Source organism: Streptomyces sp. cg35 (assembly GCF_050410835.1).
GTDB lineage: Bacteria > Actinomycetota > Actinomycetes > Streptomycetales > Streptomycetaceae > Streptomyces.
On record NZ_CP191268.1, the window covers coordinates 1,735,836 to 1,756,172 of the forward strand.

The following is a 20,337-nucleotide window of genomic DNA, read 5'->3' on the forward strand; positions in this document are numbered from 1 at the left end:
ACCTCAGGCGGGCTCGATCGACGAATGCGCCGGTCGGAGCCCTACGGCGTACAACTGAGTCGAAACGAAAACCACTCGAAACGGTGAGCGGGAGATCGGTGTTTGAGGGTCACTTCTCCAGTTCGGCGGCGAGCTTGGCGAGCACGCCGTCGTAGATGCGGCCGAGCCCCTTCGGGGCGAAGGTCTTCTCGAAGAAGCCGCCGATGCCACCCGCACCGTTCCACACGGTCGAGACGACGACCCGCGACTGCCCCTCACCGGCGGGCGTGACACGCCAGGTGGTCACCATCGAGGAGTTGCGGTCCTTCTCGACGAGCTCACCGTCGGTGGGCTCGGTCACCTCGAGCAGGCAGTCGCGGATGCGCTTGCTGGTGGCCTGGAGCTTCCAATGGACGAGGGTGCCCTCGCCGTCGCCGCCCTCGCGCACCTCGTACTCGCTGAAGTGCTCGGTGAGCAGCTTCGCGCGCGTGCCGTTGTAGTCGGCGAGGGCGTCGAACACGTCGTCCGGCTTCGCGGCGACGACACGTTCCGTGGTGGCCTCGACCTGCGCCATGACTTTCCTCCAGCACTTGGTTCTTCAGGAGCACTTGGTTCTTCGGGTATCGCCTGCGGGCATCGCCGGTGGCGCGGCCAAGCCAACCACCCCCCGCACCGGCCGCCAAAATCGGGGGCCCGGTACAGGCCGCACGATCAAGGGAACATGTGTTCTATTGTGGGCTCAGTGCTACCGAGGAGGCGTCATGCGCTGGGAGAACCTCACGGACGACCGGGCCGAACACGGCCGGGCGCCGGACGCCGCGCTGTTCGGCACGGACGCGGTGACCACCCGCACCTTCGACAGCCCCGAGTTCCGCGGGGTGACGTTCCACGAGATCCGGGCGCGGTCGATCGTGAACCGGGTGCCCGGCGCGTCCCGGATGCCGTTCGAGTGGACGGTCAATCCGTATCGCGGGTGCACTCACGCGTGCGTCTACTGCTTCGCCAGGAACACCCACCGCTATCTGGACCTGGACACCGGGCTCGGCTTCGACAGCCAGATCGTGGTGAAGGTGAACGCGCCGGAGCTGCTGCGCCGCCATCTCGCCTCGCGCCGCTGGCAGGGCGACCACATCGCGATGGGCACGAACGTCGACTGCTACCAACGGGCCGAGGGGCGCTACCGGTTGATGCCCGGCATCATCGGAGCCCTGCGCGACCACGCGAACCCGTTCTCCGTCCTGACCAAGGGCACGCTGATCCTGCGCGACCTCGAGCTGCTGCGGCAGGCCGCGGAGGTGACGGACGTCGGCATCTCGATGTCGGTCGGCTTCGTGGACCAGGAGCTGTGGCGCACCGTCGAGCCGGGCACCCCCGCGCCCGAGCGCCGGCTCGACGCCGTCCGCGCCCTGGCCGACGCCGGAATCGGGTGCGGGGTGCTGATGGCGCCGGTGATCCCGTTCCTCGGCGACCGTCCGGACCAGCTGCGGGCGACGGTGCGGGCGATCGCGCGGGCCGGCGCGACGTCCGTGACGCCGCTCGTGCTGCATCTGCGGCCGGGCGCGCGCGAGTGGTTCATGGCGTGGCTCGGACAGCACCACCCCTATCTGGTGCGGCGCTACGAGCGGCTGTACGCCGAGGGCGCGTACGCCCCCCGGTGGTACCAGCGGCGGATCACGCGTCAGGTCCACGAGCTGGCCGCGGAGTACGGGATCGGGCCCTCGCGCCCGGGAACGGCGCGGCGCGTCCGCGTGCCGGAGCAGGGCACGGCGCCCGAGCCGGCCGCGCCGACCCAGCTCACGCTGCTGTGAGGGGCACCGGGACTGCGATCGGGTCAATTTGCGGCAGAACGGATTGTTCCGGGCGGCGTTTCCGGGAACATGCGGCAAGGACCGTGGACTCACGGCCCTGACCCCTGCATTCCGGGAGGCCCCATGAAGAAACGCGCAGCCGCTCTGTGCGCCGCCGCAGCCCTGGCCGCCTCCACGGTCGTCACGACCGCGGGCGCCGCGGGAGCCGATGCCGCATCGGCCCCGTCCACGCCGGGCAGCGCCGCCGTCGCCTGGAAGAAGTGCGCCACGAACGACTACCCGACGCTGCAGTGCGGGTCGTTGAAGGTGCCGCTGGACCACACCCGTCCCGCGGGGCGGCAGATCACGCTGGCCCTGTCGCGGATCCCGCACACGGCGAAGACGTTCCAGGGGCCGCTCCTGGTGAACCCCGGCGGGCCCGGCGGCAGCGGGCTCTCGCTCGCCGGGTTCGTGGCGTCGGGCCTGCCGAAGCAGGTCGCGGCACAGTACGACGTCATCGGGTTCGACCCGCGCGGCGTCGGCAAGAGCCGGCCGGCGCTGGACTGCGCGCCCGGCCACTTCAAGCCCGTCCGCCCGCAGAGCGTGCCGCGGACCGAGGTGGTCGAGCAGGCGAACCTGAAGCGCGCGCAGTCGTTCGCGCGGGCCTGCGCGCAGAAGTACGCGGACATCCTGCCGTTCATCGACACGGTCAGCTCGGTGCGGGACATGGACGCGATCCGGGCCGCGCTCGGAGCGAAGAAGCTGAACTACTTCGGCTACTCGTACGGCACCTACCTGGGCGCGGTCTACGCGAAGCACTTCCCCGAGCGGGTGCGGCGCCTCGTCCTCGACTCGATCGTCGACCCGGCGGGCGTCTGGTACCAGGACAACCTCGCGCAGGACCACGCCTTCAACGCCCGGCACCAGGCCTTCCTGGCCTGGGTCGCCAAGTACGACGCGACGTACAAGCTGGGCAAGGACCCCGCGAAGGTCGAGGCCAAGTGGTACGCGATGCGCGACGCGCTCGCGAGGCGGCCCGCGGGCAAGAAGGTGGGCGCCGGGGAGCTGGAGGACACGTTCCTGCCCGGTGGCTACTTCGACGGCTACTGGCCGTATCTGGCCGAGGCGTTCGCCGCGTACGTGAACGACAAGGACCCGGACCCGCTGGTCGAGGCGTACGAGAACTTCGCGGCGGTCGACGCCGCCGGGGACAACGGCTACAGCGTCTACTCGGCCGTCCAGTGCCGGGACGCGTGGTGGCCGCGCGACTGGAACCAGTGGCGTGACGACAACTGGCGGACGCACGAGAAGGCGCCGTTCTCCACGTGGAACAACGCCTGGTACAACGCGCCGTGCGCGTTCTGGCCCACGCGGACGCTGCACCCGAGGACCGTGCGCAACTCCTCGATCCCGCCGGCGCTGCTGTTCCAGGCGACGGACGACGCGGCGACGCCGTACGAGGGCGGCGTCCGGGTCCATCACCTGCTGCGCGGTTCGAGCCTGGTCGTCGAGCAGGGCGGCGGCAACCACGGCATCACGCTCAGCGGGAACGCGTGCCTCGACAAGCACCTCGCCACGTATCTCGCGTCCGGGACGGTGCCGCGCGGCGGCGGCGAGGCCGACGCCGTGTGCAAGAAGCTGCCGGACCCGAAGCCGCTGGCGACGAAGGCGGCCTCGTCCTCGGCGGGCGGCGCCGCGCTGCACGGGCTGCTCGGCTTCCGGGGCTGAGCGGGGCCCGTCGGGGGGGTGGGCGAGGATGGGGCGATGAGCCGACTCACCCACATCCCCGCTCCCGACGGCGTCGCACCGGCCACGGCCTACACCCACGTGGTCATGGGCACGGGCCGCTTCGTCGCCGTCTCCGGCCAGCTCGCTCTCGACGAGCGGGGCGAACTGGTCGGTCCCGGCGATCCGGCGGCACAGGCCCGGCAGGTCTTCGAGAACCTGCGCAGGTGCCTGGCGGCCGCCGGCGCCGGGTTCGACGACGTGGTGAAACTGACGTACTACGTGACCGACATGGCTTTCATGCCGGCAGTACGAGAGGCACGGGACGCGTTCCTCGATCCCGCACGACTGCCGGCCGCGTCGGCGGTACAGGTGGCGGCGCTGGTCAGCCCCGGGTTCCTGATGGAGATCGAGGCGTTCGCCGTGCTTTCGCGGTGACGGCGGCGGACCTCCTGGTCCGGGAGATGACCCTGGACGACTGCGCCGCCGTGGCGGAAGTGCGGGTGCGCGGCTGGCAGTTCGCGTACGCGGGGCTGATGCCGCAGGCGTATCTCGACGCGATGAGCGTGCAGCGGGACGCCGCGCGGCGCCGGGAACTGTTCGGCCGTGTCACGGAGTTCGTCGCGGAGCGCGCCGGCGCCGTGGTCGGCTGGGCCTGCCACGGCCCGTCGCGGGACCGTGACGTGCCGCCCGGGGAGGCCGAGTTGTGCGCGCGGTACGCCCACCCCGCGCATCTGTCGACGGGCGTGGGACGGGCGCTGCTCGACGCCTGCGCGGCCGGTGCGCTCCGCGCGGGGCACTCCTCGATGCGGCTGTGGGTGGTGGAGGGGAACGTGCGGGCGCGGCGCTTCTACGAGCGGGCCGGATTCGTGGCGGACGGGGCGCGTGAGCCGTACGAGGTCGGGGGCGCGACGGTGCCGGAGGTCCGGTACGTGCGGGCGCCGGCCTGAGCGTCCGCGGCGGATGTCAGAGCGGCGGGAGCCGCGCCAGTGCCGCCGCGGCCGCCATCGCCAGGCGCGGGTGCGCGCACGCCTCCGTGAGGACCTCACGGGCGCGGGGGTCGGCCAGGCTGCCGAGGCCCTCCACACAGGCGAGGGCCACCTTCCGGTACGGGTCGTGCGGCGCGAGCCGGCGGCGGAGCGTGACGATCAGGGCCGGGGCCGATTCGGGCGCCCGGAGCTGGGTGAGCAGCCGGACGGGGTGCAGGGCGTAGGCGACGCGCAGCTCGTTCGTGGCCAGGGCGGCCGCCGCGCGGGCCGTGCGCGGGTCGCCCAGGACGGCCAGGGCCTGGGCCGCCGCCGCGCAGCGGTCCGGGTCGCGGTGGTTCAGGAGCAGGACGAGGGACTCGAAGGCGCGGCTGTCACCCGCGACGCCCAGCCGGTACGCCGCCAGCTCCCGCGCCCACAGCGGCTGCTGCGGCGCGGTCAGCACCGCTGCCAGCTCGTCCCGGTCGTCCGTGGCGGCCAGCTGGTCGAAGGCGGGCGTACCGCCGGATTCCTTCCGGATGCGTTCCGTCACCGTTCGCGACTCTTCGTCCATGGGGTCGAGGGTAGACGCGGCGGGCCTGCGGCGACGTAGATCACACAGACTCGTCAACGTCCAGGGCTGGCGCGCTCGTTACTCGCCGGTTAATCTCAAGTGAGCGGGGCACACTTCCCGCAGTACGACTCTCGGCGGCCTGGTGACGCAGCCGCCCGAGTGCAGTCGGTTCGGTACGCGCTACCGAGGTTCGAGCAGTACGACATGGCTCCGGGACAGGGCCGGTCGGTTCCCGTGCACAGCTGTAAGCGGCACGTTCAACTCCCGTACGCCACACGCCTTTTGTGCGTCTAGGCGTGCGCCCTCAGTCGTCACCCTCACTCCTGGAGTTCCCGGATGGACGCTCCCCTGTCCCGCATCTCTACCGTGGCCGTCGTCGGCCTCGGCACCATGGGCACCGGTATCGCCGAGGTCCTCGCCCGTGCCGGGCGCGAGGTCATCGGCATCGACATCAGCGAGGCCGCCGCCGCGCGGGCCACCCAGGCGCTGGAGACCTCGACGGCGCGTGCGGTGCGCCGTGAGCACCTCACCGAGCAGGAGCGCGCCGAGCTGCTCGCCCGGTTCCGTACGTTCACGGACCTGCAGGCCGCGGCCGACGCCGATCTGGTGATCGAGGTCGCCCCCGAGTCCTACGAGATCAAGCAGCAGATCTTCCGGGCCCTGGACGCGATCGTGCGGCCCGAGGCGGTTCTGGCCACCGGGACCAACGCCCTGTCCGTGACGCGGCTCGCCGCCGACTCCGCGCGGCCCGAGCGCGTCCTCGGTCTGCACTTCTTCAACCCGGCTCCCGCGATGAAGCTCGTCGAGGTGGTCTCCAGCGTGCTGACGGCGCCCGTCGCGGTCGCCGCCGTCACCGATCTCGCCCTGGAACTCGGCAAGGAGCCCGTCGCGGTGGGCGACCGGCCCGGGTTCGTCGCCGACGGGCTGCTGTTCGGCTACCTCAACCAGGCGGCCGCCATGTACGAGGCCAAGTACGCCTCGCGCGAGGACATCGACGCGGCGATGAAGCTGGGCTGCGGGCTTCCCATGGGCCCGCTCGCGCTGCTCGACCTCATCGGCGTGGACACCGCGCGGACCGTCCTCGACGCCATGTACGCGGAGTCCCACGACCGGCTGCACGCCCCGGCGCCGATCCTCAAGCAGCTCAGCGAGGCGGGCCTGACCGGACGCAAGGCGGGCCGCGGCTTCTACACGTACGAGGAGCCGGGCAGCCCGGTCGTCGTGCGGGACGCCCTGACGGCGCCGCAGGAGCAGGCGGCGAGCCCCGCGCGCCCGATCCGGTCCGTCGGCGTCGCCGGCTCCGGGACGATGGCCTCCGGGATCGCCGAGGTCTTCGCGAAGGCCGGCTACGACGTCGTGCTCGCCGCCCGCAGCGAGGAGAAGGCCGAGAAGGCCAAGTCCCGTATCGGCAAGTCGCTTTCGCGCTCTGTCGACAAGGGGCGGATGACGGCGGAGGCGGCCGAGCAGGCGCTCGCGCGCATCTCCCCCGCCGGGTCCTACGACGCGTTCGCCGACGTGGATCTGGCGCTGGAGGCCGTCGCCGAGGACCTGGAGATCAAGCAGCAGCTGTTCACGACGTTCGACAAGGTCTGCAAGCCGGGCGCGATCCTCGCCACGACGACCTCGTCGCTGCCCGTCGTCGCCTGCGCCCGCGCCACCTCGCGCCCGCAGGACGTGATCGGCATGCACTTCTTCAACCCGGCCCCGGCGATGAAGCTCGTCGAGATCGTGCGGACCGTGCTGACCTCGGACGACGTGCACGCCACCGTCCGCGATCTGACGCATCGGATCCGCAAGCACCCGGTGGACTGCGGCGACCGGGCCGGGTTCATCGTGAACGCTTTGCTGTTCCCGTACCTGAACAACGCGATCAAGATGGTGCAGGAGCACTACGCGTCCCTCGACGACATCGACGCCGCGATGAAGCTCGGCGGCGGATACCCGATGGGCCCGTTCGAACTGCTCGACGTGGTCGGTCTGGATGTCTCGCTCGCCATCGAGAAGGTGCTGCACCGCGAGTTCCGCGACCCGGGTCTGGCACCCGCGCCACTGCTGGAACACCTGGTGGCCGCGGGCTGCCTCGGCCGCAAGACGGGCCGTGGCTTCCGCGAATATGCCCGGCGCTGAGCCGGGGTCGGGAGCCGGGTCCGACTGGGGCGGGCTGCTCGGAGCACCGGGCGGCCCGCTTACCGGGGAGCGTTTTGGAACGTACATGCAGTACGTTCGGGTCATGACGCCCGCTCATAAGGCCGACCAGTCCTCCCGTACCTCCGCCACGCCCGACGCTCCGGAGAGCGCCGCGGGCAACCGGGCTGCCGCCCAACGGCTCAAGATGCGCCGTGAGCTGGCGGCCGCGGCGATGGAGCTCTTCGCCACGAAGGGGTACGAGGCCACGACGGTCGACGAGATCGCCGCGCAGGCCGGCGTCGCGCGCCGCACGTTCTTCCGGCACTTCCGCTCCAAGGAAGAGGCGATCTTCCCGGACCACGACGACACCCTGGTGCGCGCCGAGGCCGTGCTGAACGCGGCGCCGCCGCTCGAGCACCCGCTGGACACGGTGTGCCGCGGCATCAAGGAAGTCATGAAGATGTACGCCGCCTCGCCCGCGGTGTCCGTGGAGCGCTACCGCCTCACCCGCGAGGTACCCACGCTGCGCGAGCGCGAGATCGCCTCGGTCGCCCGCTACGAGCGCCTGTTCACCCGCTATCTGCTGGGCCACTTCGACGAGCAGGCCCACCACGACGGCAACGACGACCCGCTGCTCGCCGAGGTCGCCGCCTCCGCCGTCGTCACCGCCCACAACCACGTGCTGCGCCGCTGGCTGCGGGCCGGCGGCCAGGGCGACGTGGAGACGCAGCTCGACCACGCCTTCGCGATCGTGCGCCGCACGTTCGGCACCGGCATCGGGGCCGGTCGCACCCCCGCCGCCCCGGCCCCCGCGCAGGTCTCCCACTCGGGCGAGGTGCTGGTGACGGTGGCCCGCACGGACGCCCCGCTTCCCGAAGTCATGCGGACCATCGAGGAAGCCCTCCGGAACCGGTAGGGCCTGTCCGGCTCCTCTCCCCGCACGCGCCGCCGCAGGCCACGTGACAGGAGACGGCGATGTTTGAGGGGATGGCGAGCCGGGACAAGGACCCGCGCAGCTCGCTGCATCTGGACGAGGTGGCCACCCCCGAACCCGCCGCGGGCGAGGTGCTGGTGGCGGTGATGGCGAGCGGGATCAACCACAACACCGTGTGGTCGTCGATCTTCGAGCCGCTGCCGACGTTCGGCTTCCTGTCCCGCTACGGAAAGACCTCGCCGCAGGCGGCCCGGCACGATCTGCCGTATCACGTGCTGGGTTCGGACCTGGCCGGCGTGGTGCTGCGCTGCGGCGAGGGGGTGGCGGGCTGGCAGCCCGGCGACGCGGTGGTCGCGCACTGCCTGTCCGTGGAGCTCGACCACCCCGACGGGCACGCGGACACCATGCTCGACCCGGAGCAGCGGATCTGGGGGTTCGAGACGAACTTCGGCGGTCTGGCCGAGCTGGCGTTGGTCAAGGCCAACCAGCTGATGCCCAAGCCGCGTCATCTCAGCTGGGAGGAGGCGGCCGCCTCGGGGCTGGTGAACTCCACCGCCTACCGGCAGTTGGTCTCCGCCTCCGGCGCCCGCATGAAGCAGGGCGACACCGTGCTGATCTGGGGTGCCTCCGGCGGACTCGGCTCGTACGCCGTCCAGTTGGCGCTCAACGGCGGCGCGATCCCGGTGTGTGTGGTGTCCAGTGCGCAGAAGGCGCAGGCGTGCCGGCGGATGGGCGCGGAGCTGGTGATCGACCGCAGCGCCGAGGGCTACCGGTTCTGGAAGGACGAGCACACGCAGGACCCGCGGGAGTGGCGGCGCCTCGGCGCCCGGATCAGGGAGCTGACCGGCGGCGACGACCCGGACATCGTCTTCGAGCACCCGGGCCGGGAGACGTTCGGCGCGAGCGTGTACGTGGCCCGCCGCGGCGGCACCATCGTGACCTGCGCCTCCACGTCGGGCTACGAGCACACCTTCGACAACCGGTATCTGTGGATGAACCTCAAGCGGATCATCGGCACCCACTTCGCGAACTACCGCGAGGCGTGGGAAGCCAACCGGCTGATCGCCAAAGGCCTCATTCATCCGACGCTCTCCGAGGTGGTGCCGCTCGAAGGCACCGCGCAGGCCGTCCACGACGTCCATCACAACCTGCACCAGGGCAAGGTCGGCGTGCTGTGCCTGACACCCGAAGAAGGCCTCGGAGTGAGCAACCCAGCACTGCGGGCCCGCCACGAGGGGGCCATCAACCGGTTCCGGGTCCGCTTCATCGAGGAGATGTGCAAGATGCGGGCGTTCGGGCGGATCTGGGACCAGATCACGCGCGAGCGGTACGGCATCGAGAACGCGAAGCAGCGCCGCTTCCGGTACGGGGTCCAGGTCAACTCGCTGGGCCTCACCGAGGCGCAGCCGGAGAACAACGTCCAGCGGATCGTCCTGGAGATGCTGGCCGTGACGCTGTCGAAGGACGCACGCGCTCGCGCCGTCCAGCTCCCGGCGTGGAACGAGGCGTTGGGCCTGCCCCGCCCCTGGGACCAGCAGTGGTCGCTGCGGATCCAGCAGGTCCTCGCCCATGAGAGCGACCTGTTGGAGTACGAGGACATCTTCGCCGGCTCGCACGTCATCGAGAAGAAGGTCGACGCGCTGGTCGCGGAGTCCCTCGCCGAGATCGACCGGATCCAGGAGATGGGCGGCGCGATGGCCGCCGTCGAGTCGGGCTACCTCAAGTCGCAGCTCGTCTCCTCGCACGCCGAGCGCCGGGCCCGGATCGAGGGCGGCGAGGAGAAGATCGTCGGCGTCAACATCTACGAGTCGACCGAGCCGAACCCGCTCACCGCCGATCTGGACGCCGCGATCATGACGGTCGACCACCAGGTCGAGGCGCGGGTCGTGCGGGCGATCGGCGACTGGCGCACCACGCGTCAGGAGTCGAGCGACCGGCAGGGCATGGGCGACCCGTTCCACTACCCGACCACCCAGCAGGCCCTGGAGCGCCTGAAGGAGGCCGCGGCCGGCACGGAGAACCTCATGGAGGCCACGCTCGAGTGCGCCCGCGCCGGGGTCACGACCGGCGAGTGGTCCGAGGCGCTGCGCGAGGTGTTCGGCGAGTTCCGGGCGCCCACCGGGGTCTCGTCGGCGCCGGTCGCGGTCACCGCGGAGGAGGGCACGCCGCTCGCCCAGGTCCGCGAGAAGGTCCGCCGCACCGGCGACGAGCTCGGCGGCAAGCTGCGCCTGCTCGTCGGCAAGCCCGGCCTGGACGGGCACTCCAACGGTGCCGAGCAGATCGCCGTCCGTGCCCGGGACGCCGGGTTCGAGGTGGTCTACCAGGGCATCCGGCTCACCCCGGAACAGATCGTGTCCGCCGCGCTCGCCGAGGACGTGCACTGCGTCGGCCTGTCGATCCTCTCCGGGTCGCACGCCGAACTGGTGCCGGACGTGCTCGCCCGGCTGCGCGAGGCGGGCGCCCCCGACATCCCCGTGATCGTCGGGGGCATCATCCCCAACGCCGACGCCGAGGACCTGAAGCGGGCGGGAGTCGCCGCCGTCTTCACCCCCAAGGACTTCGGCATCACGGAGATCATCGGCCGTATCGTCGACGAGATCCGGCTAGCGAACCAGCTCGACCCACTGGAGGTCCCCGCATGACTGTGAACCGTCTCCGCCCGCGCCGCTCCTGCCTCGCGGTGCCCGGAAGCAACCCCCGCTTCCTGGAGAAGGCCCAGGGTCTGGCGGCCGACCAGGTCTTCCTCGACCTGGAGGACGCCTGCGCGCCGCTCGCCAAGCCGGAGGCCCGGCACACCATCGTCAAGTTCCTCAACGAGGGCGACTGGACGGGCAAGACGCGGGTCGTGCGGGTCAACGACTGGACGACCGAGTGGACGTACCGCGACGTCGTGACCGTCGTCGAGGGCGCGGGGCAGAACCTCGACTGCATCATGCTGCCGAAGGTGCAGACGGCCGACCAGGTCGTGGCGCTGGACCTGCTGCTGACGCAGATCGAGAAGACGATGGGCTTCGAGGTCGGCAAGATCGGCATCGAGGCGCAGATCGAGAACGCGCAGGGCCTGAACAACGTCAACGCGATCGCCGAGGCCTCGCCGCGCATCGAGACGATCATCTTCGGCCCGGCCGACTTCATGGCCTCCATCAACATGAAGTCGCTGGTCGTCGGCGAGCAGCCGCCCGGCTACGGCGCCGACGCGTACCACTACATCCTCATGAAGATCCTGATGGCGGCCCGCGCGAACGACCTCCAGGCGATCGACGGCCCCTACCTCCAGATCCGCAACGTCGACGGCTTCCGCGAGGTCGCGGGGCGTGCCGCGGCGCTCGGCTTCGACGGCAAGTGGGTGCTGCACCCCGGCCAGGTCGAGGCGGCCAACGAGATCTTCTCGCCGTCGCAGGAGGACTTCGACCACGCCGAGCTGATCCTGGACGCGTACGACTACTACACGTCCGAGGCGGGCGGCAAGAAGGGCTCCGCGATGCTCGGCGACGAGATGATCGACGAGGCCAGCCGCAAGATGGCCCTGGTCATCTCCGGCAAGGGCCGGGCCGCCGGCATGCAGCGCACCAGCACGTTCGAGGCCCCGGAGGCGTAAGACACATGCAGTTCGGCCGCACCTACGAAGAGTTCACCGTCGGGGACGTCTACAAGCACTGGCCCGGGAAGACGGTCACGGAGTACGACGACCACCTCTTCTGTCTCCTGACGATGAACCACCACCCGCTCCACATGGACACCAACTATGCGGAGAGGACGACCGACTTCGGGAAGAACGTCGTCGTCGGCAACTACATCTACTCGCTGCTGCTCGGCATGTCGGTGCCGGACGTCTCCGGGAAGGCGATCGCCAACCTGGAGATCGAGTCGCTGAAGCACGTGGCGCCGACCTTCCACGGCGACACGATCTACGGCGAGACGACGGTCCTCGACAAGACGCCCTCGAAGTCGAAGTCGGACCGCGGGATCGTGTACGTCGAGACCAAGGGCTACAAGCAGGACGGCACGCTCGTCTGCGTCTTCCGCCGCAAGGTGATGGTGCCCACCGAGACGTACATCAAGGAGCGCGGCGGCGAGCAGCCCGGCCGCCCCGAGCTCAAGTCCCAGGAGAAGTGATGAGCCGACTCGCCCAGACCCACGGCCTGACCGACGTGCAGCAGGAAATCCTGTCCACCGTGCGGGACTTCGTGGACAAGGAGATCATCCCGGTCGCGACGGAGCTGGAGCACCGCGACGAGTACCCGCAAGCGATCGTCGACGGGCTCAAGGAGTTGGGCCTGTTCGGTCTCATGATCCCCGAGGAGTACGGGGGTCTGGGCGAGTCGCTGCTGACGTACGCGCTGTGCGTGGAGGAGATCGCGCGCGGCTGGATGTCGGTCTCCGGCATCATCAACACGCACTTCATCGTGGCGTACATGCTCAAGCAGCACGGGACGCAGGAGCAGAAGGAGTACTTCCTTCCGCGGATGGCGCTCGGCGAGGTGCGCGGCGCGTTCTCGATGTCCGAGCCGGCTCTCGGCTCCGATGTGTCGGCGATCTCGTCGAAGGCGGTCAAGGACGGCGACGAGTACGTCCTGAACGGCCAGAAGATGTGGTTGACGAACGGCGGCACGTCAACGCTTGTGGCGGTTCTCACGCGAAGTGACGAAGGTCATCCCGAGGGCACGGCCCCGCACAAGTCGATGACGACCTTCCTCGTGGAGAAGGAGCCCGGTTTCGGAGAGGTCCGGCCCGGCCTCACGATCCCCGGGAAGATCGACAAGATGGGCTACAAGGGCGTCGACACCACCGAATTGATCATGGACGGGCTACGCATTCCGGCCAATCGTGTACTCGGCGGGCGGACGGGCCGAGGGTTTTACCAAATGATGGACGGCGTCGAGGTCGGGCGGGTAAATGTCGCGGCGCGTGGTTGCGGGGTCGCGCAGCGTGCATTTGAGCTGGGAGTCTCCTATGCCCAGCAACGCCACACTTTCGGCAAGCAGATCGCACAGCACCAGGCGATCCAGTTCAAGTTGGCCGAGATGGCTACCAAGGTCGAGGCCGCCCATGCGATGATGGTGAATGCAGCACGCAAAAAGGACTCCGGGGAACGAAACGACCTCGAAGCAGGAATGGCCAAGTACCTGGCCTCCGAATACTGCAAAGAAGTCGTGGAGGACGCGTTCCGGATTCACGGTGGATACGGGTTCTCGAAGGAGTACGAGATCGAGCGTCTGTACCGTGAGGCACCCATGCTGCTGATCGGTGAAGGTACCGCCGAAATCCAGAAAATGATCATTGGTCGTCGGTTGCTCGAAGAGTATCGATTCCAGGGCTGAGCCTGGTGAGATGTCCTGTTTCGGGGTGTTTTCTTCGCGAAGAAGATCACACCCCGTCAACACTCTTCGGCCGCCGACTCGGCTTCCTGGCTTGCCCAGTTGTGGCTCGCAACCGATAGCATCCCCGGAAAAGCCGCCGTCCCCCCGTAACCAGCGCGGCCTCATCCGCTACGAAGGTCATCCATGCCCCACAGCCAAACCTCTGCACCACGCGACGGCGTCCTGAAGGGACGTCTTGCGCGCGGAGCCTCGCCGTGGCTTCTCCCGACCGTCGCCACGGCTGCCCTCAGCCTGGCCCGTTCGCGCCGCTCCAAGAAGGCAGCAGCACTCGCCGTCCCGACCACCGCTCTGGCGGCCGGCATGCTGTGGTTCTTCCGCGACCCCGAGCGCGAGATCGCCCAGGGCCGGGTCATCTCCCCGGCCGACGGCGTGGTGCAGAGCATCATGCCGTGGAAGGACGGTCGCACCCGCGTCGCGATCTTCATGAGCCCGCTGAACGTCCACGTGAACCGTGCGCCCCTGGCCGGCACCGTGACGTCCGTTGAACACATCCCGGGCGGGTTCGTCCCGGCGTTCAACAAGGAGAGCGAGAACAACGAGCGCGTCGTCTGGCACTTCGACACCGAGCTCGGTGACATTGAGATGATCCAGATCGCCGGTGCCGTGGCCCGCCGCATCGTGCCGTACATCCCCCAGGGCACGAAGGTGGAGCAGGGCGAGCGCATCGGTCTGATCCGGTTCGGTTCGCGCGTCGACATCTACCTCCCCGAAGGGGTCGAGGTGGACGTCGAGGTGGGCCAGAAGACGGTGGCTGGGGTGACTCGCATTGACCGTGACTGACCCCGAGACCCAGGCCGGCTGGGTGCCCGAGACGGACGAGGCGGACGACGCGGAGGAGATGCCGCTCTCACTGCGCCTGTCGATAGCGGACACCCTGACGCTCGGCAACGCCACGTGCGGCTTCATGGCGGTCTACTTCACGACGACCGGCATCCTGATCCCGCACATCCAGGGCAGCAACGACTCCGGCATGGCCCGGCACTCCGCCGCCACCGCCGTGATCCTGATGCTCGCCGCCGCGATCTTCGACCTGTTCGACGGTCTGGTGGCCCGCAAGCTGCGCTCGTCGCCGATGGGCGCCGAGCTGGACAACCTGTCCGACCTGATCAGCTTCGGCCTCGCCCCGGCGTACTTCGTGCTCGTCTACGGCATGGTCGCCGACGACGCGCACCAGAGGGTCGCGGCGGTGGGCGCCATCGTGGTGCTCCTGGCGGTGGTGCTGCGGCTTGCGCGGTTCTCCTGCGTGACCGTGAAGGACGGCACCTTCCAGGGCATGCCGTCGCCGTTCGGCGCGCTGACCGTCGTCTCGATCGTGCTGCTGGAGCTGCCCTTCGTGGCGACGCTGCTCGCGATCATCGGCACCGCGTGGCTGATGGTGAGCCGCGTCGAGTACCCGAAGCCGCGGGGCCGCCTCGCGGTCGCGATGCTGTCGTGGATCGTGCTCAGCATGGGTCTGCTGGCGGCGTGGGCGTTCGACGCCCCGGGCGGTCAGCTGCTCCTCGCGACCGGCTGCGCGCTGCAGCTCGTCCTCGGCGCGGTCATCCCGCTGTTCGCGACGGCCCGGAGGGTGAACAACTTCCGGGACAACCGACGCGAGGCGCGAGCGGCCCAGCTGCCGTAGCACCGCTTCCCGTACGTGCCTGAAGGGCCCGGAGCCGATATCGGCTCCGGGCCCTTCAGCGTTCCTGTGACGGCTTCTGCCGCCGGGGTGAGGCCCGCGCGGCCTCCTGCTGCCGCGCGGGCCTCACCGGCCCCGGTGCCGGCTCTCAGCCCGCCGAGGGCTGGTACTGCTTGGCCTGCGCCGACTCGCCGGGCTCACGGACGACCTTCAGGCCGCCGACGGTGCCCTTGTCGGGGCGCAGGATCACCGACTCGTGCGAGGACGGGGCCTTCGGGTCGCTGAAGTCCTGGCTGACCCCGAACCCCATGTCGTAGGCGCTGAGGGACAGCAGCGCCTTGTCGACGCCCTCACGGGTGAGGTCCTTGGACTCGCACGCCTTCTTCAGCGCCTCGCCGAAGACGGCCGCCGCGGTCCAGCCGGCCACGACGCCGTTGTCGAGGCCGTCCTTCGGGTACGCCTCGCGGTAGTCGGCGACGAGCTTCTTCGCCTCCTCGGTGGAGCCGCCGATGGGCAGCGACGGGGACGCCACGTAGTAGTTGGCGAGCAGCGCCGGTCCGGCCTGGGTGCCGAGGAGCTGCGGGGCGAACGCCGAGTTGTTGCCGATGACCGGCACGTTCAGCTTCGCGGCGGCCGCGACGCCGACCAGCGAGGCGGCCTGACGCGGGCCCGCGCTGATCACGATGCCCTTGACGCCCGCCTTCTTCAGGGCGGCGACCTGCGCGGTCATGTCGTTGTCGGTGGGCTTGATCTTCTGCTCGACGACGGTGAGGCCGGCTTCCTTCGCCATGTACGTCGAGCCCTTGAGGGCGCTCTCGCCGTAGTCGCCCTCGAAGTAGACGTGGCCGAGCTTGTCGCCCTTCTTCAGGCCCTTCTCCTGCATCAGGAAGTCGATCGCGTTGATCGTCTCGATGTCGTACGTCGATCCGATGACGCGGACGTACGGGCTGCCGAGCAGATTCGACGACCAGGCCTGCGGCAGGACGAGCGCCTTGTCCTGGTCGGTGATGCGCTTCTCGACGGCGGCGACGAACGGCGAGCCGATGAACTGGGTGAAGCCGAGGACCTTGGGCGCGAGCTCGGTGTATCCGGCGACGGCCTTCTGCGGGTCGTAGCCGTGGTCGCGGACGGTCAGCTTCAGCTCGTAGCCGCAGATCCCGCCGTCGCCGTTGACCTGCTTCACGTACAGCTGCTGGGCCTGGGTGACGCTCTTGCCGAGCGTGGCGTACACGCCGGTCATGTCGGTGAGGACGCCGAGGTTGATCGTCTTGCCGGAGATGCCCTGGCCGGTCTTCACCCCGCCCGCACTCTGCTTGTCGTCGCCTCCTCCGTCCTTGGCCTTGGAGCTGCACGCGGCGGTGAGCGCGAGCAGCGCGGCCACGGCGGTCACCGTGAGCGTGCGGGTGGGGCCGGTTCGGGCGATCATGACTCCTCCTGAGGGTGTTTCCGGGCGCGCCGGGCGGCGAGCCGTACCGGGGTCCGTCTCCAGACGGATCCCAGGCCGCCGGGCAGGAACAGGACCACTGCCACGACGGCGGCGCCGTAGAGGTAGCGGGCGGCCTCGCCGGGGGCGATGCCGCCGGTGCCGGGGGCCGAGACGAGGGGCAGGGCGTCGCTGTAGCGGGTGAGGATCTGGGGCAGCAGCGAGACGAACGTGGCGCCCACGACCGCGCCCGCCACGGACCCGAGACCGCCGATGACGATCATGGCGAGGTACTCGAGGGAGAGCGTGATGCCGAAGTAGTCCGGCACCGTGCGCTGGAAGACGAGGGCGATCAGCACCCCCGCCAGGCCCGCGTACATCGACGACAGGACGAAGACGGCGCCGCGGTAGCGGGCGACGGGGACGCCGAGGACGCCGGCGGCGATGCGGTGGTCGCGGATCGCGTTCATGGCGCGGCCGGGCCGCCCGCGCAGCACGCCGCGGGCGAAGAGTCCGCAGCCGAGCAGGAGCAGCAGCCCCAGGTACCACAGCTTCTCCGAGGACCCGAACGGCACATTGGCCACGGTCAGTTCACTGTCGTCGAAGGTGAGGCCGAACAGGCTCATGGCGGGTACGTCGCGGCCGTTGGCGCCACCGGTCAGGTCCTCGGCGTTGAACAGGACGTGCTGTCCGATGAAGATCAGGGCGAGCGTCGCGATGCCGAGGTACGCGCCTTTGAGGCGGCCCGCGATGGGGCTGAACAGGCCGCCCGCGACGCCGGCGACGAGCACCGCGAGGACGGCGGCGAGCCACGGCGGCAGCCCGAGCCCGTCGACCGGCTGTCCGCCCTCGCCCGCGAACACGCAGTACCCGTAGGCGCCGACGGCGAGGAAGAAGGCGTGGCCCATGGAGAGCTGGCCGGTGGCGCCGGTGAGCAGGTTCAGGCCGATGGCGCCGATGGCGGCGGCCATGGCGAACAGGCCGGCCTGCAGCCAGAACCGGTCGAGGTAGAACGGCAGGGCCAGGAGCAGGAGCGCCCCGGCGGCGGCCGCGTAGGTGCGGCGGCGCCCGAGGAGCGTACGGACGGAGCCGCCGTGCGCCGGTGGGGCGGCCTCGGGCCGGGCCCCGGTGGCGAGGGTGTCAGACACGGGCGAGCTCCTTCGTGCCGAAGAGCCCCGAGGGCCGCAGTAGGAGAATCACGGTCATCACGAGATAGGGCGCCACGTCGCCGAGTCCCCGTCCCATGAAGGCGAGTTCGCTCTGGTAGCCGGTGGCGAGGGACTCGGTGACGCCGACGACGAGGCCGCCGACGAGCGCGCCGGTGGTGGAGTCGAGCCCGCCGAGGATGGCGGCGGGGAAGGCCTTCAGCGCGGCGAGCGACGTGGCCCGTTCGAGACCCGGTGTCGGGAACACGGTGAGGAACAGGGCGGCGACGGCGGCGAGCCCGCCGGCCACGGCCCACGCGCCGAGCGACACCCGGCCCAGGCGTACGCCCATCAGCGCGGCCGTCTCGCCGCTCTCGGCGACGGCACGCATCGCGACGCCCCACGACGTGTACCGGAAGACGAGCAGGAAGCCGGTGATGAGCAGGGCGGCGGCGACGAACGCCGCGATCCGGGTGTGGGCGATCGACACCCCGCCGACGGTGAGCACGGCGTCGCCCCACGGGTCGCCGAGCGCGAGGACGTCGGTGCCCAGGCGCCGGGTGAGTTCGGTGGTGAGCAGGATGTCGACGCCGATGGTGACGATGGCGAGGACGCTGTGGTCGTGCCCGCGGTAGCGCCGCATCACGAGGAACTCGACGGCGGCGCCGACGACCGCGGCGGCGGCGATCCCGACGCCGAGCGCGGGCCAGAAACCGATGTCGTCGTGGAGCGAGGCCGTGACGTAGCCGCCGGCGAGCAGCAGCGAGGCGTGGGCGAAGTTGACGACCTCGGTGGCGCGGAAGATGACGACGAAGCCGAGGGCGATGAGCGCGTACACGGACCCCATCGAGAGGCCGTTGAGGAGGAGTTCGAGGAACGTGGTCACGCGGGGGTCTCTCCGTTCGGGCCGTTCGGTTCGTCCGCGGCGGGTGCGCCCAGGTACGCCTGGATCACCGCCGGGTCGTTCTGGACGCGGTCCGGCGGCCCGCCGGCGATCCGGCGGCCGAAGTCGAGGACCGTGACCTCGTCGGCGAGGCGCATGACGACTCCCATGTCGTGTTCGACCAGGACGATGGAGATGCCGAGGCTGTCGCGGACGCCCGCGATGACGGCGGCGGTGCGGCGCCGTTCGTCCGCCGTCATGCCGGCGACGGGTTCGTCGAGCAGCAGGACGCGGGGCTCCATGCACAGGGCGCGGGCGAGTTCGGCGAGTTTCTGCTGGCCGTAGGGCAAGGCCCCGGTCGGCGTGTCGAGTTGGTGGTCGATGCCCACGAACTCGGCGATCTCCCGCACCCGTTCGCGGTGCAGGCGTTCTTCGCGGACCGCCGAGGGCAGGCGCAGTCCGGCGGCGAGGAAGCCGGTGCGGGTCAGCCGGTGGCGGCCGAGCAGCAGGCTGTCGGCGACCGTGGCGCGCGGCGGCAGGGCGAGGTTCTGGAAGATGCGGGCGACCCCGAGTTCGGCGATGCGGTGCGGGGGCAGCCCGGTGAGTTCCCGCTCGCCGAGGTGGACCGTGCCGGCGGTGGCCCGGTAGACGCCGGACAGGACGTTGAAGCAGGTGGACTTGCCCGCGCCGTTGGGCCCGATGACGGCGTGCACCGTGCCGGGTGCCACGGTGAAGCCGATGGCGTCGAGGGCGGTCAGCCCGGCGAAGCGGACGGTGAGGTCCCGCACGCGCAGGGGAAGTACGTCGGTGGCGGTCGGGGTCGTCATGGCCGGGCTCCTTCCCAGCGCCGCAGCGCGGGCGCGTGCGTGGCGCCGCCGGACGCGTCCGCGGCGGCCGTCTCGTCGACGACGCCCAGGTAGCGGCGGCGCACCTCGTCGGAGCCCGCGAGCTCGCCGGCCGGGCCGTGCAGGGTGATCTCGCCGACCTCCAGGACGTACGCGTGCGAGGCGAGGCGCAGCGCGAGCGCGGCGTTCTGCTCGACGAGGAGCACGGAGACGCCCTGGGCGTTGATCTCGCGGACGGTGTCGGCGATGCGGGCCGCCATCAGCGGGGCGAGGCCCAGCGACGGCTCGTCCAGCAGGAGCAGGCGCGGCCCGGCCATCAGGGCGCGGGCGACCGCCAGCATCTGCTGCTCGCCGCCGGACAGCAGCCCGGCGCGCTGGTGCGCCCGGTCGGCGAGGACCGGGAACAGCTCGTGCACGCGGCGCAGCGCGGCCGCCTTGTCGGCGCGCGAGCCGGTCGCGCCGAGCGCCCCGGCCCGCAGATTGTCCGCGACGGTCATCCGGGCGAACACCCGGCGGCCTTCCGGCACTTGGCAGATGCCGGCGGCCACGACCCGGTCGGCGGAGAGTCCGCTGATCCGGCGGCCGCCGAACCGGACCTCGCCGGACGTGACCGTCCCGCCGTGGAAGCCCAGCGTGCGCGAGACGGCGCGCAGCAGGGTCGATTTGCCCGCGCCGTTGCCGCCGAGCACGGCGACGACGGCACCCTGCGGTACTTCCAGTGTCACGCCGCGCAGGGCGCGTACGGGGCCGTAGCCGACCGACACGTCGTCGACGGCGAGGCCCTCCCCTTGAACATCGGTCACTGTGTGTCCCTCCCTGGACCGGTGGCGCTCACGACAGCACCGTGCGAGCGGGCCGTCCACGGGCGGCCCGGGAATCGCTGCGCGGGCCCAGCGCCCGCCCGCCTCGGTTGTGCGCGCGCACAAGACCCCGTGTCAGGGGCCTGCCGGG

Annotated in this window: 19 protein-coding genes; 12 read left to right on the forward strand and 7 right to left on the reverse strand. The window is 70.6% G+C overall.

All coding sequences use genetic code 11. The features are described 5' to 3' along the window. Positions 1 to 109: 109 nt before the first annotated feature. Complete coding sequence (locus ACQUQD_RS08175) at positions 110 to 553, reverse strand: SRPBCC family protein (protein WP_428951353.1); 444 nt, start codon at positions 551 to 553, stop codon at positions 110 to 112. 187 nt (positions 554 to 740) lie between these two features. Between ACQUQD_RS08175 and ACQUQD_RS08180 the strand changes: the two genes are divergently transcribed. From ACQUQD_RS08180 to ACQUQD_RS08195, 4 genes are all read left to right on the forward strand, one after another. After that, positions 741 to 1,787 (forward strand): Rv2578c family radical SAM protein, encoded by a 1,047-nt coding sequence (locus tag ACQUQD_RS08180; RefSeq protein ID WP_428951354.1) that lies wholly within the window; start codon positions 741 to 743, stop codon positions 1,785 to 1,787. Positions 1,788 to 1,910: 123 nt separating this feature from the next. Next, positions 1,911 to 3,494, forward strand: a complete 1,584-nt coding sequence (locus ACQUQD_RS08185) for an alpha/beta hydrolase (protein WP_428951355.1) — start codon at positions 1,911 to 1,913, stop codon at positions 3,492 to 3,494. 36 nt (positions 3,495 to 3,530) lie between these two features. Next, the gene (locus ACQUQD_RS08190; RefSeq protein WP_428951356.1) at positions 3,531 to 3,929 is read left to right on the forward strand and encodes a RidA family protein; all 399 of its coding nucleotides are present in this window, start codon (positions 3,531 to 3,533) and stop codon (positions 3,927 to 3,929) included. Next, positions 3,926 to 4,441, forward strand: a complete 516-nt coding sequence (locus ACQUQD_RS08195) for an N-acetyltransferase family protein (protein ID WP_428951357.1) — start codon at positions 3,926 to 3,928, stop codon at positions 4,439 to 4,441. Before ACQUQD_RS08190 ends, ACQUQD_RS08195 begins: the two co-directional genes overlap by 4 nt. A 16-nt stretch (positions 4,442 to 4,457) precedes the next feature. On the opposite strand, the gene ACQUQD_RS08200 is transcribed toward ACQUQD_RS08195, so the two are convergent. Further along, on the reverse strand, positions 4,458 to 5,030 hold the full coding sequence (locus ACQUQD_RS08200; protein WP_428951358.1) for an adenylosuccinate lyase: 573 nt from the start codon (positions 5,028 to 5,030) through the stop codon (positions 4,458 to 4,460). Positions 5,031 to 5,366: 336 nt separating this feature from the next. On the opposite strand from ACQUQD_RS08200, the gene ACQUQD_RS08205 reads away from it, so the two are divergent. From ACQUQD_RS08205 to pssA, 8 genes are all read left to right on the forward strand, one after another. Beyond that, on the forward strand, positions 5,367 to 7,157 hold the full coding sequence (locus ACQUQD_RS08205) for a 3-hydroxyacyl-CoA dehydrogenase family protein (protein WP_428951359.1): 1,791 nt from the start codon (positions 5,367 to 5,369) through the stop codon (positions 7,155 to 7,157). Positions 7,158 to 7,242: 85 nt separating this feature from the next. Next, a complete protein-coding gene (locus ACQUQD_RS08210) occupies positions 7,243 to 8,073 on the forward strand; it encodes a TetR family transcriptional regulator (RefSeq protein ID WP_428951360.1) in 831 nt (276 codons plus the stop codon). Between the two features lie 59 nt (positions 8,074 to 8,132). After that, positions 8,133 to 10,733 (forward strand): crotonyl-CoA carboxylase/reductase, encoded by a 2,601-nt coding sequence (ccrA, locus tag ACQUQD_RS08215; RefSeq protein ID WP_428951361.1) that lies wholly within the window; start codon positions 8,133 to 8,135, stop codon positions 10,731 to 10,733. After that, entirely contained in the window at positions 10,730 to 11,689 is a 960-nt protein-coding gene (locus tag ACQUQD_RS08220) for an HpcH/HpaI aldolase/citrate lyase family protein (protein ID WP_428951362.1), read from the forward strand. The genes ccrA and ACQUQD_RS08220 overlap by 4 nt, the downstream gene beginning before the upstream one ends. Positions 11,690 to 11,694: 5 nt before the next feature. Continuing rightward, a complete protein-coding gene (locus tag ACQUQD_RS08225; protein ID WP_428951363.1) occupies positions 11,695 to 12,207 on the forward strand; it encodes a MaoC family dehydratase in 513 nt (170 codons plus the stop codon). Next, on the forward strand, positions 12,207 to 13,412 hold the full coding sequence (locus tag ACQUQD_RS08230; protein ID WP_428951364.1) for an acyl-CoA dehydrogenase family protein: 1,206 nt from the start codon (positions 12,207 to 12,209) through the stop codon (positions 13,410 to 13,412). Before ACQUQD_RS08225 ends, ACQUQD_RS08230 begins: the two co-directional genes overlap by 1 nt. 183 nt (positions 13,413 to 13,595) lie before the next feature. Then, on the forward strand, positions 13,596 to 14,252 hold the full coding sequence (locus ACQUQD_RS08235) for a phosphatidylserine decarboxylase (protein WP_428951365.1): 657 nt from the start codon (positions 13,596 to 13,598) through the stop codon (positions 14,250 to 14,252). A 22-nt stretch (positions 14,253 to 14,274) separates the two neighbouring features. Then, positions 14,275 to 15,093, forward strand: coding sequence for a CDP-diacylglycerol--serine O-phosphatidyltransferase (pssA, locus tag ACQUQD_RS08240; RefSeq protein WP_428957486.1), 819 nt, complete (start codon positions 14,275 to 14,277; stop codon positions 15,091 to 15,093). 145 nt (positions 15,094 to 15,238) lie between these two features. On the opposite strand, the gene ACQUQD_RS08245 is transcribed toward pssA, so the two are convergent. Genes ACQUQD_RS08245 through ACQUQD_RS08265 form a run of 5 tightly spaced genes read right to left on the reverse strand, consistent with a single transcriptional unit; the run spans position 15,239 to position 20,189 of the window. Further along, entirely contained in the window at positions 15,239 to 16,516 is a 1,278-nt protein-coding gene (locus ACQUQD_RS08245) for an ABC transporter substrate-binding protein (RefSeq protein ID WP_428951366.1), read from the reverse strand. Next, the gene (locus tag ACQUQD_RS08250) at positions 16,513 to 17,661 is read right to left on the reverse strand and encodes a branched-chain amino acid ABC transporter permease (protein WP_428951367.1); all 1,149 of its coding nucleotides are present in this window, start codon (positions 17,659 to 17,661) and stop codon (positions 16,513 to 16,515) included. The genes ACQUQD_RS08245 and ACQUQD_RS08250 overlap by 4 nt, the downstream gene beginning before the upstream one ends. After that, the gene (locus tag ACQUQD_RS08255) at positions 17,654 to 18,544 is read right to left on the reverse strand and encodes a branched-chain amino acid ABC transporter permease (RefSeq protein WP_428951368.1); all 891 of its coding nucleotides are present in this window, start codon (positions 18,542 to 18,544) and stop codon (positions 17,654 to 17,656) included. Before ACQUQD_RS08255 ends, ACQUQD_RS08250 begins: the two co-directional genes overlap by 8 nt. Next, complete coding sequence (locus ACQUQD_RS08260; protein ID WP_428951369.1) at positions 18,541 to 19,368, reverse strand: ABC transporter ATP-binding protein; 828 nt, start codon at positions 19,366 to 19,368, stop codon at positions 18,541 to 18,543. Before ACQUQD_RS08260 ends, ACQUQD_RS08255 begins: the two co-directional genes overlap by 4 nt. After that, positions 19,365 to 20,189 (reverse strand): ABC transporter ATP-binding protein, encoded by an 825-nt coding sequence (locus ACQUQD_RS08265; RefSeq protein WP_428951370.1) that lies wholly within the window; start codon positions 20,187 to 20,189, stop codon positions 19,365 to 19,367. The genes ACQUQD_RS08260 and ACQUQD_RS08265 overlap by 4 nt, the downstream gene beginning before the upstream one ends. Positions 20,190 to 20,337 lie beyond the last annotated feature (148 nt).